This is a genomic window from Cupriavidus sp. NPDC089707, assembly GCF_044748965.1.
Taxonomy (GTDB): domain Bacteria; phylum Pseudomonadota; class Gammaproteobacteria; order Burkholderiales; family Burkholderiaceae; genus Cupriavidus.
The window spans coordinates 183,448-198,427 of the sequence record NZ_JBIVHB010000002.1 but is presented as its reverse complement, the minus strand read 5'-3'; the positions used below and the strand labels follow the sequence as shown (position 1 = coordinate 198,427).

The 14,980-nt window shown below is 66.6% G+C and carries 16 protein-coding genes; 7 read left to right on the top strand and 9 right to left on the bottom strand.

The annotated features are described in order from the left end of the window. The 3 genes from ACIP1U_RS04265 to ACIP1U_RS04255 all read right to left on the bottom strand — a co-directional run bounded on the left by ACIP1U_RS04265 (position 1) and on the right by ACIP1U_RS04255 (position 1,389). Complete coding sequence (locus tag ACIP1U_RS04265) at positions 1-513, bottom strand: DUF3318 domain-containing protein (RefSeq protein ID WP_400312184.1); 513 nt, start codon at positions 511-513, stop codon at positions 1-3. Beyond that, complete coding sequence (locus ACIP1U_RS04260) at positions 510-890, bottom strand: phage holin family protein (RefSeq protein ID WP_400312182.1); 381 nt, start codon at positions 888-890, stop codon at positions 510-512. The genes ACIP1U_RS04265 and ACIP1U_RS04260 overlap by 4 nt, the downstream gene beginning before the upstream one ends. 172 nt (positions 891-1,062) lie before the next feature. Continuing rightward, on the bottom strand, positions 1,063-1,389 hold the full coding sequence (locus ACIP1U_RS04255) for a YqjD family protein (RefSeq protein WP_022536174.1): 327 nt from the start codon (positions 1,387-1,389) through the stop codon (positions 1,063-1,065). Positions 1,390-1,639: 250 nt separating this feature from the next. On the opposite strand from ACIP1U_RS04255, the gene ACIP1U_RS04250 reads away from it, so the two are divergent. After that, complete coding sequence (locus ACIP1U_RS04250; RefSeq protein WP_400312179.1) at positions 1,640-2,281, top strand: peroxiredoxin; 642 nt, start codon at positions 1,640-1,642, stop codon at positions 2,279-2,281. 171 nt (positions 2,282-2,452) lie between these two features. Here the strand turns inward: ACIP1U_RS04250 and ACIP1U_RS04245 are convergent, their stop codons facing one another. Beyond that, on the bottom strand, positions 2,453-3,646 hold the full coding sequence (locus ACIP1U_RS04245) for an acyl-CoA dehydrogenase (RefSeq protein ID WP_400312177.1): 1,194 nt from the start codon (positions 3,644-3,646) through the stop codon (positions 2,453-2,455). 224 nt (positions 3,647-3,870) lie between these two features. On the opposite strand from ACIP1U_RS04245, the gene ACIP1U_RS04240 reads away from it, so the two are divergent. Further along, positions 3,871-4,671 (top strand): IclR family transcriptional regulator, encoded by an 801-nt coding sequence (locus ACIP1U_RS04240; protein ID WP_400312175.1) that lies wholly within the window; start codon positions 3,871-3,873, stop codon positions 4,669-4,671. A 912-nt stretch (positions 4,672-5,583) separates the two neighbouring features. Here ACIP1U_RS04240 and kynA read toward each other — a convergent pair. Genes kynA through kynB form a run of 3 tightly spaced genes read right to left on the bottom strand, consistent with a single transcriptional unit; the run spans position 5,584 to position 8,418 of the window. Next, on the bottom strand, positions 5,584-6,462 hold the full coding sequence (kynA, locus tag ACIP1U_RS04235; protein ID WP_400312173.1) for a tryptophan 2,3-dioxygenase: 879 nt from the start codon (positions 6,460-6,462) through the stop codon (positions 5,584-5,586). A 13-nt stretch (positions 6,463-6,475) separates the two neighbouring features. After that, positions 6,476-7,732, bottom strand: a complete 1,257-nt coding sequence (gene kynU / locus ACIP1U_RS04230) for a kynureninase (protein WP_400312171.1) — start codon at positions 7,730-7,732, stop codon at positions 6,476-6,478. Between the two features lie 35 nt (positions 7,733-7,767). Further along, positions 7,768-8,418, bottom strand: a complete 651-nt coding sequence (gene kynB, locus ACIP1U_RS04225) for an arylformamidase (protein WP_400312169.1) — start codon at positions 8,416-8,418, stop codon at positions 7,768-7,770. Positions 8,419-8,566: 148 nt separating this feature from the next. Between kynB and ACIP1U_RS04220 the strand changes: the two genes are divergently transcribed. Next, the gene (locus ACIP1U_RS04220; protein ID WP_400312167.1) at positions 8,567-9,052 is read left to right on the top strand and encodes an Lrp/AsnC family transcriptional regulator; all 486 of its coding nucleotides are present in this window, start codon (positions 8,567-8,569) and stop codon (positions 9,050-9,052) included. On the opposite strand, the gene ACIP1U_RS04215 is transcribed toward ACIP1U_RS04220, so the two are convergent. After that, positions 9,049-9,486 carry a MarR family winged helix-turn-helix transcriptional regulator gene (locus ACIP1U_RS04215; protein WP_400312165.1) on the bottom strand — a complete coding sequence of 146 codons (438 nt, stop codon included), beginning with the start codon at positions 9,484-9,486 and terminating at the stop codon, positions 9,049-9,051. The genes ACIP1U_RS04220 and ACIP1U_RS04215 overlap by 4 nt on opposite strands. Positions 9,487-9,503: 17 nt before the next feature. Next, positions 9,504-10,064: a flavin reductase family protein gene (locus ACIP1U_RS04210; RefSeq protein ID WP_400312163.1), complete on the bottom strand. Its 561-nt coding sequence runs from the start codon at positions 10,062-10,064 to the stop codon at positions 9,504-9,506. A gap of 155 nt (positions 10,065-10,219) precedes the next feature. Between ACIP1U_RS04210 and ACIP1U_RS04205 the strand changes: the two genes are divergently transcribed. The 4 genes from ACIP1U_RS04205 (at position 10,220) to ACIP1U_RS04190 (ending at position 14,977) form a co-directional block, all read left to right on the top strand. Then, positions 10,220-11,290 carry a peptidase M29 gene (locus tag ACIP1U_RS04205; protein WP_400312161.1) on the top strand — a complete coding sequence of 357 codons (1,071 nt, stop codon included), beginning with the start codon at positions 10,220-10,222 and terminating at the stop codon, positions 11,288-11,290. Further along, entirely contained in the window at positions 11,287-12,105 is an 819-nt protein-coding gene (locus ACIP1U_RS04200; RefSeq protein ID WP_400312159.1) for an alpha/beta fold hydrolase, read from the top strand. The genes ACIP1U_RS04205 and ACIP1U_RS04200 overlap by 4 nt, the downstream gene beginning before the upstream one ends. Positions 12,106-12,185: 80 nt before the next feature. Beyond that, positions 12,186-13,439 carry an acyl-CoA dehydrogenase family protein gene (locus ACIP1U_RS04195; protein ID WP_400312157.1) on the top strand — a complete coding sequence of 418 codons (1,254 nt, stop codon included), beginning with the start codon at positions 12,186-12,188 and terminating at the stop codon, positions 13,437-13,439. After that, complete coding sequence (locus tag ACIP1U_RS04190) at positions 13,436-14,977, top strand: class I adenylate-forming enzyme family protein (RefSeq protein ID WP_400312156.1); 1,542 nt, start codon at positions 13,436-13,438, stop codon at positions 14,975-14,977. Before ACIP1U_RS04195 ends, ACIP1U_RS04190 begins: the two co-directional genes overlap by 4 nt. Positions 14,978-14,980: the final 3 nt, after the last annotated feature.

Below are 14,980 nucleotides of genomic sequence, written 5' to 3'. Positions count from 1 at the left end.
TCAGGGCACGAGCGGGTCGCGGAAGCCGGTGTCGGTGGGAGGCGCGCCTGGCGTGGTGGTCGCGGTGGTGTCCGGCACGGTGGCAGGAGGGATCGCCTGCCGCTTGGCGTCACGCCAGGTGTTGTAAATCCAGTACGCCGCGCCGGCCGCCAGGCCTACCTTGGACAACTTCCAGGTCCAGCGCAGTACCGGCGTGCGCCGGAGCAATGGCAGTGCCAGCGTGACGGCGGTGCTCAGCAGCGGGTAGTCCTTGGTGAGGCCCGCCACCTTCATTAACGAGCCCGGCCGCGCGAAGCGCGGCAGCCAGCTGGCGACATTGCCCAGCCGTCGTGCGCCGCCGCGTACCTGGTGCAGTGCCTGCAGGCAGTCATGACGCTCCAGCGCCGCGCGCGTGAGCAGCAGTTCCTTGCGCACCTCGAGCGGCAAGCGGACTTCCTGCGTGAAGCGGACGGGCCGCGCATGCTCGCGGCGGTTGCGCTCGGTCGCGCCTTCGTCGGGTCCCAGGGTGGTCATCGGCGCAGGATCTCCCGGTCTTTGTCGATTTCGGCGAGCGTGGCCTCGAACATCGGCGGGGCGTTGCGCACCAGGTTGCGGGCGTACGCCAGGCAGCCGGCGCACAGCAGCAGGTAGATGACCACCAGCACGCCCAGCGCCTGCCATCCATAGCTGTTCCAGAACAGGATGGCGACGAGCGCGGTAAAGGTGACCAGCGCGATGCCGAAGAACACCAGCCCGAAGCAGGCCAGCAGTGCGACCTTCATCAGGCGCGTGCGCTCCTCGGCGAATTCGACGCTGGCAAGCTCCAGACGGGTCTGGACCATGGCAACCACCGAGTTGAGGAGGTTGCGCACGGATTCCAGAAATTTGGGGGAGGGGGTGGATTCGCTCATGGGTTCGCTCGGCGGCTCCGGCGTAAAAGCGGCACGCCGGCCTGGCCGTGCGTGCCTTTCTGCGGACGGGGCCGGGCGCCGCTGTGCGGGCCCCCGGGCCTCTGGCAACCCATGCCTCGTGCGGGTTGCCGCTCTGGTGCGGCACCTGGCGCCGCACCGGGACTACAGCCGCTTACTTGCGGTTCAGCAGCAGACCGACCAGCAGGCCCACGCCGGCCGCCACGCCCACGGCGCGCCACGGGTGGTCGTGCACGTAGTCGTCGGTGGCGCGAGCGGCTGCCTTGCTCTTGGTCACGACGGCATCCTGCAGGTCCTGGGCCTTTTCTTTGGCTTGCTTGAGCAGACCCATGCCGCGCTCGCGCAGTTCGGCGGCTTTTTCGCCGGTGGTCGAAGCGGCTTGCTTCAGCAGCTCCTCGGCGTCGGACAGTACGGTCTTGACATCGCTCATCAGTTTCTCCTGTTTGCGGGCGGTTGGTTCGGTTTGTGCGGATTCTGACATTTTCTACGCTCCGAGGCTAACGGCATTGTCTGTCTGATACTTAGCATATGTGGCGTGCGACGGTGGTTTCAAGGCCACGCGCCTCAACGCCGGTATCGGTGGGGCCATTGCCAGCATGCCCGAAAGCGCGTGAAAAGACTGTCAGAAAATGTCTATATGACTACGAGTGATTTTGTAGTGACTTTATATTCGTTTGGGTTGGATATCAATCGGGATACTCTGGTTCCACTTCAAAATAGGAGTTCTGAACATGGCATTGCGTCTCGGCGATATCGCCCCGGACTTCGAGCAGGATTCGAGCGAAGGCCGCATCCGCTTCCATGAGTGGCTCGGCGACGGCTGGGGCGTGCTGTTCTCGCACCCGGCCGACTACACGCCGGTGTGCACCACCGAGCTTGGTCTCACGGCAAAGCTGAAGGACGAGTTCGCGCGCCGCGGCGTCAAGGCGATCGCGCTGTCGGTCGACGGCGTGGAATCGCACCACGGGTGGATCCGCGACATCAACGAGACCCAGTCGACCACGGTCAATTTCCCGATTCTGGCCGACGGCGACCGCAAGGTTTCGCAGCTGTACGACATGATCCATCCGAACGCCAACGAGACCCTGACGGTGCGCTCGCTGTTCATCATCGATGCGAAGAAGAAGGTGCGCCTGATCATCACCTATCCGGCCAGTACGGGGCGCAACTTCAACGAGATCCTGCGCGTCATCGACTCGCTGCAGCTGACCGACAGCCATAGCGTGGCAACGCCCGGCAACTGGCAGGACGGCGACGACGTGGTGATCGTGCCCTCGCTGAAGGACGAGGCCGTGATCCGCGAGAAATTCCCGAAGGGCTACTCGGCCGTGCGGCCGTACCTGCGGCTGACGCCGCAACCCGACAAGGCATGACGACCAAATGAACGCGGCCCCGCAAATTGCGGGGCCGGCGTCCGGAACAGGTGTTTTATCGACGGGGGCAGCCTCGTCGTCTCCTTGGTAGTGTGCTTGGCCCGGCTTTGCAGCCGGGCTTTTTTCATTGCGGAGTCCTGTCCCTGTCCGTAAGGAGAGTTTCCGGATGCTTCAGAAGAACGCCTGGAGACCGGTCTGGGCGCGGCCGAGGATCAGCGCGTGGATGTCGTGCGTGCCTTCGTAGGTGTTGACCACTTCCAGGTTCACCACGTGGCGGATCACGCCGAATTCATCCGAGATGCCGTTGCCGCCGAGCATGTCGCGGGCCACGCGGGCGATGTCCAGCGACTTGCCGCACGAGTTGCGCTTCATGATCGAGGTGATTTCCACCGCGGCGGTGCCTTCGTCCTTCATGCGGCCCAGGCGCAGGCAGCCTTGCAGGCCCAGCGTGATCTCGGTCTGCATGTCGGCCAGCTTTTTCTGCACCAGCTGCGTCTGGGCCAGCGGGCGGCCGAATTGCTTGCGGTCCAGCGTGTACTGGCGCGCGGTGTGCCAGCAGAACTCGGCGGCGCCCAGCGCGCCCCAGGCGATGCCATAGCGTGCCGAGTTCAGGCAGGTGAACGGGCCCTTCAGGCCGCTCACGCCCGGCATGATGTTCTCTTCCGGCACGAACACCTGGTCGAGCACGATCTCGCCGGTGATCGAGGTGCGCAGGCCGACCTTGCCGTGGATGGCCGGTGCCGACAGGCCCTTCCAGCCCTTTTCCAGGATAAAGCCGCGGATGGCTTCCTTGCCGTCGTCGCCCTGCAGCTTGGCCCAGACCACGAACACGTCGGCGATCGGCGAGTTGGTGATCCACATCTTGGCGCCGGTCAGCTCATAGCCGCCGTCGACCTTCCTGGCGCGGGTCACCATCGAGCCCGGGTCGGAGCCGTGGTTCGGCTCGGTCAGGCCGAAGCAGCCGATCCACTCGCCGGTGGCCAGCTTGGGCAGGTATTTCTGCTTCTGCGCTTCGGTGCCGAATTCATAGATCGGCACCATCACCAGCGACGACTGCACGCTCATCATCGAGCGGTAGCCCGAATCTACGCGCTCGACTTCACGGGCGATCAGGCCATAGCTGACGTAGTTCAGGCCGGGGCCGCCGTATTGCTCGGGGATGGTCGGGCCGAGCAGGCCGAGTTCGCCCATCTCGCGGAAGATCTCGACGTCTGTCTTCTCGTTGCGGAACGACTGCAGCACGCGCGGCATCAGCTTGTCCTGGCAGTACGCCGCGGAGGCGTCACGCACGGCGCGTTCGTCGGCGGTCAGTTGCTGGTCGAGCAGCAGGGGATCGGCCCAGTGGAATTCGGCGTTGGCAGCCATGCAGGTCTCCTTCGGTGGCGCGGCGGAAGCGGGCGATTTGCGCTGGTGCTTCCGGAGTATCGGGTTCGGTGATCGTTTGCGGAGGATTTTATGGTTCCGCATTGCGGAACTGTGTTCCGTTGAATTAGTATATCGCAATGGATTTGCCGTGCAACAGGCAAAACCCCAAGCCACCGATCCCTTGTGCGATGAGCGGACAACCGCCGAACTGAGAGGAGCACATCTTGAACAGTCCGTCACTTTCGAACGACGCACCAACGCCGGTGCGGGAGAGCGATCCCAATTTCGTCACCGCGCTGGCGCGCGGGCTGGAGTTGCTGCGCTGCTTTCGCACCGGCGAAGCGATGCTTGGCAACCAGGATTTCGTGCGCCGCACCGGGTTTCCCAAAGCCACCGTCAGCCGACTGGCCGGCACGCTGGTGCAGTTGGGTTACCTGCGGTATGACGACAGCCTGGGCAAGTACGCGCTCGATGCCGGCGTGCTGGCGCTGGGGTATGCGTACCTGTCGGCGTCCGACGTGGTGACACTGGCGCGGCCGCATATGCTGGCGTTCGCGCAGTCGTATGGGGTATCGGTATCGCTTGGCAAGCGTGAGCGGATGGAGGTGATTTACCTCGAGTCGATCCGTAATGACGCGGGCGTGATGCTGGGGTTGGGGGTGGGGTCGCGGCTGTCGCTGGTGTCCAGTTCGATGGGGCGGGCGTATCTGGCTGCGCTGCCGGCAGCGCGGCGGGATCGGGTGCTGGCTGAATTCAGCCAGGCGTTTCCGGAACAGTGGAAACAGCAGGAAGGCGCGACGCGGGTGGCGTTGGCCGATGCGCAGCAGCGGGGGTATGCGTCGTCATTCCGGGATTGGCATCCGGCGATTCATGCTTGCGCGGTGGCGTTTCGGCCTGTTGGGGAGAAGGATCTGCATATGTTGAGTTGCAGTGCTTCTTATGGGGCGGTGGAGGAGGAGGTTTTTCATCGGACGCTGGCGCCGGCGTTGGTGGCGTTGGCGGGGAGGTTGTCGGATGGGGGGTGAGGTGGATGGCTTCTGGTGGGGGGTCTTTTGCTTTGCGGCTTGGTATCTGGTGGATATTTGAAATGCCCCGGTTTCGCCCCTAAAGGGCGAGTCACTTTTGCCCGAGCGGCAAAAGTAACCAAAAGCGCGTTTACTGTCCTGGGCGGACGGCCACTTTTATCGTAGTGGGCGGCGGCTTTCGTACGGGGCTTCGCTTCCTCACAAAGCAGGGCTGCCTGCCGCAGGGGTACGCCACGTTGGCTGGGATTAACGCGGTGATTGAACGAGCCCAGAGCTGTGGGTGGCCCCTGCTGCTGAGGGCATGGTAGGAACGCCTGCGGCTGCGCTGCGCGCGGGTCCTGGTTGGTCTGCCGGGTTTAGTGATATAGCTATCGTTGACGAGGTCCGCGACCCGCTGCGCGAATTGGCCGGCTTCGCTTCGTGGAGGCTCCGGCCCTCTCCCCCGGCCCCTCTCCCGCAGGCGGGAGAGGGGAGAGAAACAAGGTAGGCCTGCACAAGCTGTTGGGTTCACCCGGCGATATGGCCAAGCGAGCGCAGCGACGCGTTCCGTGCCGGGGCCAGTGACCTGAGAATGCTGCCGGCGCGCAGCGCAGCCGAAGGCGTTCCTACGTTGCCGCCAGCAGCAGGGGCCACTCACAGCTCTGGGCTCGTTCAATAATTGCGTCAATCCCGAGCCACCATGGCGCACCACCGCGGCAGGCAGCCCTGCTTTGTGAGGAAGTGAAGCCCCGTACGAAAGCCTTAGAACACTACGATAAGAGTGGCCGCCCGCCCAGGGCAGTCAACGCGCTTTCTGGTGACTCTTTGTCGCTCGGACAAAGAGTTACCCGCCCTTTAGGGCGGAACCGGGCGCATCAAATAGCCACCAAATGCCAAGCCGCAGCCGCATCCCCCGCACGCCGACACAACAAATCAAAGATCCGTCCTCAACCTCCAAAGCTCCGGAAACAACACCACATCCAGCATCTTCCGCAAATAGCTGACACCCTCGGTGCCGCCAGTGCCACGCTTGAACCCGATCACGCGTTCAACCGTCGTCACATGCCGGAACCGCCATTGCCGGAACGCATCCTCCAGGTCGACGAACTTCTCGCCAAGTTCATACAGTTCCCAATGCGCAGAAGGATTGCGATAGACCTCAAGCCAAGCCGCCTCAACCGAAGCGTTGTAGGCAGTAGGCTGAGTCCAGTCGCGCTCGACGCATTGTGCATCGATGGCAAATCCACGCCGCGCCATCAGCCGGATCGCTTCGTCATACAGCGACGGCGTCTTCAAAGCAGTTTCCACCAGCGACAAATGCTCAGCCCGATGCGCATGCGGCTTCAGCATGGCCGCATTCTTGTTGCCGAGGATGAATTCGATTTCCCGATACTGGTAGGACTGGAAACCAGACGACATCCCCAGATAAGGCCGCATCGCCGAATACTCGGGCGGCGTCATCGTCGCCAGCACGTTCCACGCCTGCACCAGCTGGTCCATGATCCGCGACACGCGTGTCAGCATCTTGAATGCTGGCGGCAAGCTATCGGCCTTGACCGATTCCCGCGCCGCGCGCAGTTCATGCAGCATCAGCTTCATCCACAACTCGGTGGTCTGGTGCTGCACGATAAAGAGCATCTCGTTGTGGTCCGGCGACAGCGGGTGCTGCGCGCTCAGGATCTGGTCCAGGCCCAGATAATCGCCATAGCTCATGTCCTTGGCGAAATCCATCTGCGCGCCATGCCAGCCATCGCCTTGCGCCGCCGGTTGAGCCGCCGCGCCCGAGAAAGGGCATCCCTTGAAATCACTCATGATGCGCTCCCGATCAGGTCACCTGGCCGCGCACCTGGAAGCGCGCATCGCGATATGCGCCGCTGTCCAGCACATCGCGCAGGATTTCCACCGCATCCCAGACTTCGGTGAAGCTGGTGTACAGCGGCGTGAAGCCGAAGCGCGCAATGCGCGGCTCGCGGTAGTCGCCAATGACGCCGCGCTCGATCAGGGCCTGCACCAGGGCATAGCCTTCCGGATGCTCCCAGCTCACCTGGCTGCCGCGGCGCGCGTGCTCGCGCGGCGTGACCAGCGTAAGCGGATGGTGGCCACAGCGCGCTTCTACCAATTGGATGAAGAGGTCGGTCAGCTGCAGCGACTTGGCGCGCAGCGCCGCCATGCTGGTCTGCGCGAACACGTCCAGCCCGCACTCGACCATCGCCAGCGACGTGACCGGCTGCGTGCCGCACAGGAAGCGGCGCACGCCTTCCACCGGCCGGTACTGCGGTTCCATCGCGAACGGTGCGGCATGGCCCCACCAGCCCGACAGCGGCTGCCAGAACGCATCGCGCAGCGCCGGCGCGACCCATACGAACGCGGGCGAGCCCGGGCCGCCGTTCAGGTACTTGTAGGTGCAGCCGATGGCGTAGTCGGCGCCGGACGCCTTCAGGTTGACCGGCACGGCGCCGGCGGAGTGGCACAGGTCCCAGACGGTCAGCGCGCCGCGGGCATGGGCCAGTTCGGTCAGCGCGGCCATGTCGAGCATCTCGCCGCTCTTGTAGTTGACGTGCGTCAGCATCAGTACCGCGGTATCGGCGCCGACGGCGGCGTCGATCTCGGCCGGCGAGTTGACCAGGCGCAGAGAGTAGCCCTGCTGCAGCAGGTCGGCCAGGCCCTGTGCGATATAGAGGTCGGTCGGGAAGTTGCTGGCTTCGGACACGATCACCTTGCGTGCCGGATCGCGCGTCTGCTGCACGCGCAGCGCGGCGGCGAGCACCTTGAACAGGTTGATCGAGGTGGTGTCGGTCACCACCACTTCATTCTCGCCGGCGCCGACCAGCGGCGCGAGTTTGTTGCCCAGCCGCTGCGGCAGTTCGAACCAGCCGGCGGTGTTCCAGCTGCGGATCAGGCCATCGCCCCATTCCTCGGCCACCACCTGGGCGGCACGCGCGGCGGCGGCGCGCGGGCGGGCGCCGAGCGAGTTGCCGTCGAGATAGATCACGCCCTCGGGCAGGGCGAACTGCTCGCGCAGGGGGCGCAGCGGGTCTTGCTGGTCGAGCTGTAGACAGTGCTCGCGGTCAATAGTCGTCATGTCTTGTGGTGGGTATGCGTGAATCTTTAAAGCGATCAGTCCAGGCTGCGCAGCACGGCGCGCACCGGGCTGGCATCGAGCCCGGCAAAGCGCAGCGGCAGCGCGATCAGCTCATAGTCGCCTTCGGCGACGTCATCCAGCACGATGCCTTCCAGGATCGCCAGCCCATGCCGGCGCACGGCCTTGTGCGCGTCCATGGTCTTGGATTCCTGCGGATCGAGCGAAGGCGTGTCGATGCCGACCAACTGCACGCCGTGCGCTGCGAGCAGCGCGATGGTGTCGGCTGCGACGGCACAGAAAGCAGGGTCCCATTGCGCCAGCGGCGCCTGCTCGTACGTGCGCAGCAGCACGCGCGGCGGCAGGTCTTGCAGGGCGTGCTCCACATGGCACGGCTCCACCAGCGGCGACGCGCCGATGCAGTGGATCACCCGGCAGGTGCCGAGGTAGGGCGCCAGCGGCACGTCGCCGATCGGCGCGCCATCGGCGGCATAGTGCAGCGGCGCGTCGGCGTGGGCTCCGGTGTGCGGCGACAGCGTGATGCGGCCGACATTCACCGGGCAGTGTTCGTCCATTTGCCACGCGGGCGCTTGCTGGAAGGGGGTGTCGCCGGGCCACACCGGGATGGCCGGGGACAGCGGCGGGCTGATGTCCCACAGCCGGCGCGGGTCTTGTCTGGGGGCGGTCATGGAATGGGGCGGCGGTGCCGTCTTTTGTCTGCCTCGATGTCGGCATATTAGACAAATTCCCCGGGAAGAGGCTTGCGAAATGAGCCGTCAGACACGCCATCTTTCGCATAAAATTCGAGTATCCAAATATTCTTCGCAGGAAATTCGAATGACACTCGACCCCATCGATCTACGCATCCTCGCGTGCCTGCAAGAGAACGGCCGCATCAGCAACCAGGACCTGGCCGACCGGGTGGCGTTGTCGCCTTCGGCATGCCTGCGCCGCGTGCGGCTGCTGGAAGAGTCAGGGGTGATCGGCGGCTACCGCGCCTGGTTCGATGCCGAGCAACTGGGGCTTGAACTGGAGGCCATCGTGCAGGTGTCGATGCGCCATGACGTGGAGGGCTGGCACGACACCTTTATCGCCGCGGTTCAGTCCTGGCCCGAAGTGCTGTCGGCCTACATCATCACCGGCGACAGCAATTACATCCTGCGTGTGCAAGCGCGCAACCTGAAGCACTACTCGGACTTCATCGTGAACCGGCTGTACCGCACCAAGGGCGTGATGGATATCCGCTCGAACATCGTGCTGCAGCGGATCAAGACCGACAGCTCGCCGCTGGCGATCCTGAAGGCGGGCGGGGAAGACGCCTAGCGACGCGTGTGCAGCGCGATCAGCTGCCGCAGCGTTTCCTTGAGCTGCGCCCCTTGGTCGGGGCCGAAATCGTTCAGCACCGTGCGCTCGTGCTGCGCGGCGCGCTCCAGCAGCGGGTTGGCCAGCGCCAGCCCGTGCGGCGTGATCGAGATCAGCGCATGGCGGCGGTCGGTGGTGCCGGCGGTGCGCCTGACCAGCCCCTCGGCGGCCATGCGGTCGACCAGCTTGGTCAGCGTGGGCTGCTTGGTCAGCGTGATTTCGGCCAGCGCGCCGATGGTGCAGTCGGCGCGGTCGGCCAGCGTCGCCAGCACGCGCCATTCCGGCACGGACAGGCCGCGGGCTTCGACCTCGCGGTGGAATTCGCCGGAAATCAGATGGCTGGCGCGGGCCAGCAGGTAGGCCAGGTAGCCGTCGACGAAAGGCTGGTCCGCCATGATGGAGCCGCGGGTAGTCAGGGTTCGAGCGGGCTGGTGGTGGAGAACTGGCCGCCCTGGAACACCAGCGGGCCATCCGGACCTTCGAGCACGCCGCAGCGCTCCACCTCGCCGACGAAGATCACGTGGTCGCCCTCGTCGTAGCGGCTGCGGTTATGGCATTCGAACCACGCCAGCGCGTTGGCCAGGATCGGCAGGCCGGTGGCTGACAGTCGGTAGTCGACGCCCGCGAAACGGTCGCCCTTCAACGTGGCGAAGCGCTGGCACAGATCCAGTTGCGACGCGGACAGCACATTGATGATGTAGTGGGTGCCGTCGCGGAACATCGGCAGGCTGTTGGCCCGCGTGGCCATGCTCCACAGCACCAGCGGCGGATCCAGTGACACCGAGTTGAACGAACTGGCGGTGATGCCGATGAACGGCGGCGCGCCGGCTTCGACCGATTCGGCGCTGGCGCGCGTGGTGATCACGGTCACGCCGGTCGCGAACTGCGACAGCGTGCGACGGAAGTGCTGCGCGTCGAAGTCCGGTGCGGCGGCGACGTTGGTGATCCGTGGCTGGGCCTCAGGCATGCCCATGGGGGCTCCACTGGAGTTCATGAAATTTCATATATATTATTCGCGCCAGGGACTTTCAACCAAGTCCGCTGACACGTCGCCCTGCAGCGGCTGTCGGCCGAGGCGCAAAAAACAGTGCGGCACATGCCCGCACGATAACAAGCAGGAGACAAGACATGCTCATCGAGCAGATCGAACACCGCTGGCTGGCGGCGTTCCGGCGCACCCTGGAACTCTGTGCCCTGCAGGGCGCGGAAGTCGTTGGAATTGTAACGGAGTCGCAATCCCGCCTTGTCAACGTGGCCTTGGCCGAGTTGGCGGTGCAGTCGCTGGGCGCCACGCCCATCCGTATCCAGGTGCCGACTCCGGCACTCAGTGCGCCGGCGCCAGTGCGCTCGACCGGCGCCAGCGATGCCTTGCAAAACCTCGCGCCGGTCGTAGCGGCCCTGTCCCGCTGCCATCTGGTGCTGGACTGCACCGTCGAAGGCCTGCTGCATGCGCCCGAGCTGCCGCTGATCCTGCGCGGCGCCGACGGCGTGGTGCCGCGCATGCTGATGATCAGCAACGAACACCCCGAGATCCTGGAACGCTGCCAGCCCGATCCGGCGCTGGAAGGCACCGTACGCGCCGCAATGAAGCGCCTGCGCGGCGCGAAGGAAATGCGCGTGCATTCCGCCGCCGGCACCGAGTTGCGCATCGGCCTGGCCGACGCTCGCGTGGGCGGCGTCTGGGGTTTCTGCAACAAGCCGGGGCAGGTCTCGCACTGGCCGGGTGGGCTGTGCCTGGCGTTCCCGGCCAGCCGCCAGGTCAACGGCACGCTGGTGCTGGCGCCGGGCGACGTCAACCTGACCTTCAAGACTTACCTGCGCGACACCGTGGTCTGCCATATCGAGGACGACTACATCGTCGGCGTCGAAGGGCAGGGCGTCGACGCCGACATGATGCGCGGCTACTACCAGGCCTGGGCCGACCGCGAGGGCACGCGCGACGCCTACGCGGTGTCGCACGTCGGCTGGGGCCTGAACCGGATGGCGCGCTGGGATGCGCTGGCCTTCTATGACAAGCGCGACTGCAACGGCACGGAGTTGCGCGCGTTCGGCGGCAACTTCCTGTTCTCCACGGGTGCCAACGAGGTGGCGGGCCGCCATACGCTGGGCCATTTCGACCTGCCGCTGCGCAACTGCACGGTCTCGCTCGACGGCCGCAATGAAGTCGAGGCCGGCCAGCTGGTGGAGGTGTCGGCATGAGCGCCCCCGCTTCCCACAAGCGCCCCAATGGCATCGCCATGCTGGAGTGGGGCGCCGGCCCGGTCGCGGTGGTGATGCTGCATGGCATCGGCGGCGGCAAGGCCGCGTGGCCGGCGCAGGGCGAAGCGCTGGTGCAGGCGGGCTACCGCGCGCTGGCGTGGGACATGCCCGGCTATGGCGACAGCGACATGATCGATCCCTATGACTTCGACGGCCTGGCCCGCGCGCTGGCGCCGCTGCTGCAGGCCGAGCGCGATGCCGGCCGGCGCGTGGTGCTGCTGGGCCACAGCATGGGCGGCATGGTGGCGCAACAGGCGTACGCCGCCACGCCGGCGCTGGTCGAAGGCATGGTGCTGTCGGGCACCTCGCCCGCGTTTGGCAAGGGCGACGGGCCGTGGCAGCGCGAGTTCATCGCCGCCCGCACCGCGCCGCTGGATGCCGGCAAGAGCATGGCCGAGATGGCGGCGGGGCTGGTGCGCACGATGGTGGCGCCGGATGCCGAAGGGCCTGCCGTGGCCTTCGCCACCGCAGTGATGGCCGCCGTGCCCGCGCCCACCTACCGCGCCGCGCTGGGCGCGCTGGTGCGCTTCAACCAGCGCGACGCGTTGCCGCACATTGCCGTGCCGGTGCTGGCGCTGGCCGGCCAGCACGACACCAACGCCTCGCCCGAAGTCATGCAGCGCATGGCGCAGCGCATCCCAGGCGCCGAATACCACTGCCTGCCCGATGTCGGCCACCTGGCCTGCATGGAGCGGCCGGCGGCCTTCAACGCTCCCGTACTCGCTTTTCTCCAGCGGCATTTCCCGGTGCGCTGACGCGTGCGCCGATCCCGAAGTCCCAGAAAACCAGATCAACGGCGCAGGTTCGTATCGACCAGCGCCAAGGAGACCGCGACATGCCTTCCGGCCAGCTCGACTTCATTCCTGCCGTCGGTACGGCGGATTTCACCCCGCGCCAGGCGCGCCTGCTGGCGCTGGCCAACCGCCTGGGGCGCGAACGCTTCGCCGCGCGCGCCGCCACCTGGGACCGCGAGGCCAGTTTTCCCTTCGCCAACTACGACGATCTGCGCGAAGCCGGCCTGCTGGCGCTGTGCGTGCCGGAAGCCTTCGGCGGCGAGGGCGCGGACTTCGCCACCTATTGCATGGTGGGCGCCGAGATTGGCCGCTTCTGCGGCGCGACGGCGCTGACGTACAACATGCATATCTGCTCGACCATGTGGACCGGCACGCTGTCCGATGGCATCGAGATGACGCCCGCACAGCGCGCCGAGCACGAGGCCCGCCGCGCCCTGCATTTCGCGCGCGTGGTGCGCGACGGCGCGGTCTACGCGCAGCCGTTCTCCGAAGGCTCGGCCGCGGCCGCCGGCAAGGCGCCGTTCGGCACCACCGCGCGCAAGGTCGAAGGCGGCTGGGTGCTGAACGGCCGCAAGATCTTCGCCTCGCTGTCGGGCGCCGCCGACTACTACGGCATCCTCTGCACCGAGGACCACGGCGACCAGCATCCCGACATGCGCGATACCCTCTATATCGCCGTGCCCGGCAAGGCCGACGGCCTCACCGTGACCGGCGAATGGGACCCGATGGGCATGCGCGGCACGGTCTCGCGCACGCTGCTGCTCAAGGACGTGTTCGTGCCCGACCAGGAGCAGCTGATGCCGCGCGGCGTCTACTACCGTGCCGCGCAGACCTGGCCGGCCATGTTCTTCACGCTGTCGCCGACCTACCTCGGCGTGGCGCAGGCCGCCTACGATTTCACCGTGCAGTACTTGCGCGGCGAGGTGCCGGGCCAGCCGCCGGTCAAGCGCCGCATGTATCCGACCAAGCAGATCGCGGTGGCGCAGATGCGTATCCAGCTCGAGACCATGCGCTCGATCTTCTGGCGCGTGATCCATGAAGCCAGGCCCAACCCATCCAAGGACGAGCGCCTGCGCCTGTACGCCGCGCACTACACCGTGATGGAGGGCGCCAACGATATCGCGCGGCTGGCGATCCGTACCTGCGGCGGGCAGTCGATGCTCAAGGATCTGCCGCTGGAGCGCCTGTACCGCGATTCGCGCTGCGGTGCGCTGATGCTGCCCTGGACCGCCGAGCTGATCCTGGACCGCATGGGCCGCGAAACGCTGTACGAATCCGGCGAGCGCGACGAATGAGCGGCGCCCGCCTTGGTCCGTCCCGTCCCGGCACCGCCGGACTCGGCGCGCTGCCGGCCATGCTGTGGGCGCACGCCGACGCGGCGCCACGGCAGCCCGCGCTGCATTACCTCGGCCGCACCTTCAGCTACGGCAAGCTGTGGCGCCGCGTGGAGCGCGCCAGCGCCCACCTGGCGGCGACATGGGGCATCCGCCCCGGCGACCGCGTCGGCACGCTTTGCCTGAACCATGAATTGCAGCTGGTGCTGCTGTTCGCCTGCGCGCGGGTCGGTGCGATATTCGTGCCGTTGAACTACCGGCTCGCCGCAGCCGAGCTTCACGCCATCGCCGGCCATGCGCAGCTGGCGCTGCTGTTCCACGACGACGCGCATGCCGCACTGGCGCTGGAGACCAGCGATGGCCAGTGCCGGCTGGCGCATCTGGAACGCATCGTCGCTCACCCGGCGCCGCTCGTTGCCAGCTTCCCGCACGTTGCCGACGGCGCGCCGCTGCTGCTCGTTTATACGTCGGGCACGACCGGCAAGCCCAAGGGCGCGGTGCATACGCAGGCAGGGGTGCTGGCCAATGCGCGCGCCAGCTGGTGGGCGCACGGCATGACGCAGGACGATCATGTGCTCTCCGTGCTGCCGGCCTTCCATGTCGGAGGCCTGTGCATCCAGACGCTGCCGGCGCTGTTGACCGGGGCGCAGGTGACGCTGCATGACCGCTTCGCGCCCGGCGCGTGGCTGGCGTCGGTGGCGCAAGCGCGCCCGAGCCTGTCGCTGATGGTGCCGGCCACGCTGCGCGCGGTGCTGGAGCATCCCGGCTGGGACGGCGCCGACCTGTCGCCGCTGCGCGGCGTGATGGCCGGTTCCTCGACGATCCCCGGGTCGTATATCGACGCGTTCCACGCGCGTGGCGTGCCGCTCGGCCAGGTCTATGGCGCGACCGAGACCGGACCGGTGTCGGTGGTGCTGAAGCTGGAAGACGCCATGGCGAGGTCGGGCTATGCCGGCTGGCCGGTGCCGGAGGTGACAGTGCGGCTGGCTGGCCCCGATGGCGCCGAGGTGGCGCAGGGCGAAGTCGGCGAATTGTGGGTGCGGGGCGCCAACGTCATGGCCGGATACTGGAACGGGCCCGACGATGGCCTGCCCGGCGGCTGGTTCCACTCCGGCGACCTGGCCCACCGCGATGCCGACGGCTGCATCGAGGTGGTCGGGCGCAGCAAGGACATGATCATTTCCGGCGGCGAGAACATCTATCCGGCCGAGATCGAGAACGTGCTGCTCGGCCTGCCCGGCGTGCAGGAGTGCGCGGTGGTGGGGGTGGCCGACGCGCGCTGGGGCGAGGTGCCGGTGGCGGTGATCGTGCCGGCGCCGGGCGCCGACCGCGCGCCGCTGGCCCCAGCACTGGTGCGCGAGGCGCTGGCCGCCCGCATCGCCCGCTTCAAGCTGCCGCGGGAGGTGGTGCTGCTCGATGACCTGCCGCGCAGCGCACTGGGCAAGGTGATGAAGCCCCAGTTGCGGGCGCTGCTGGAATCGCAACGCCAACCCGGCTGACAC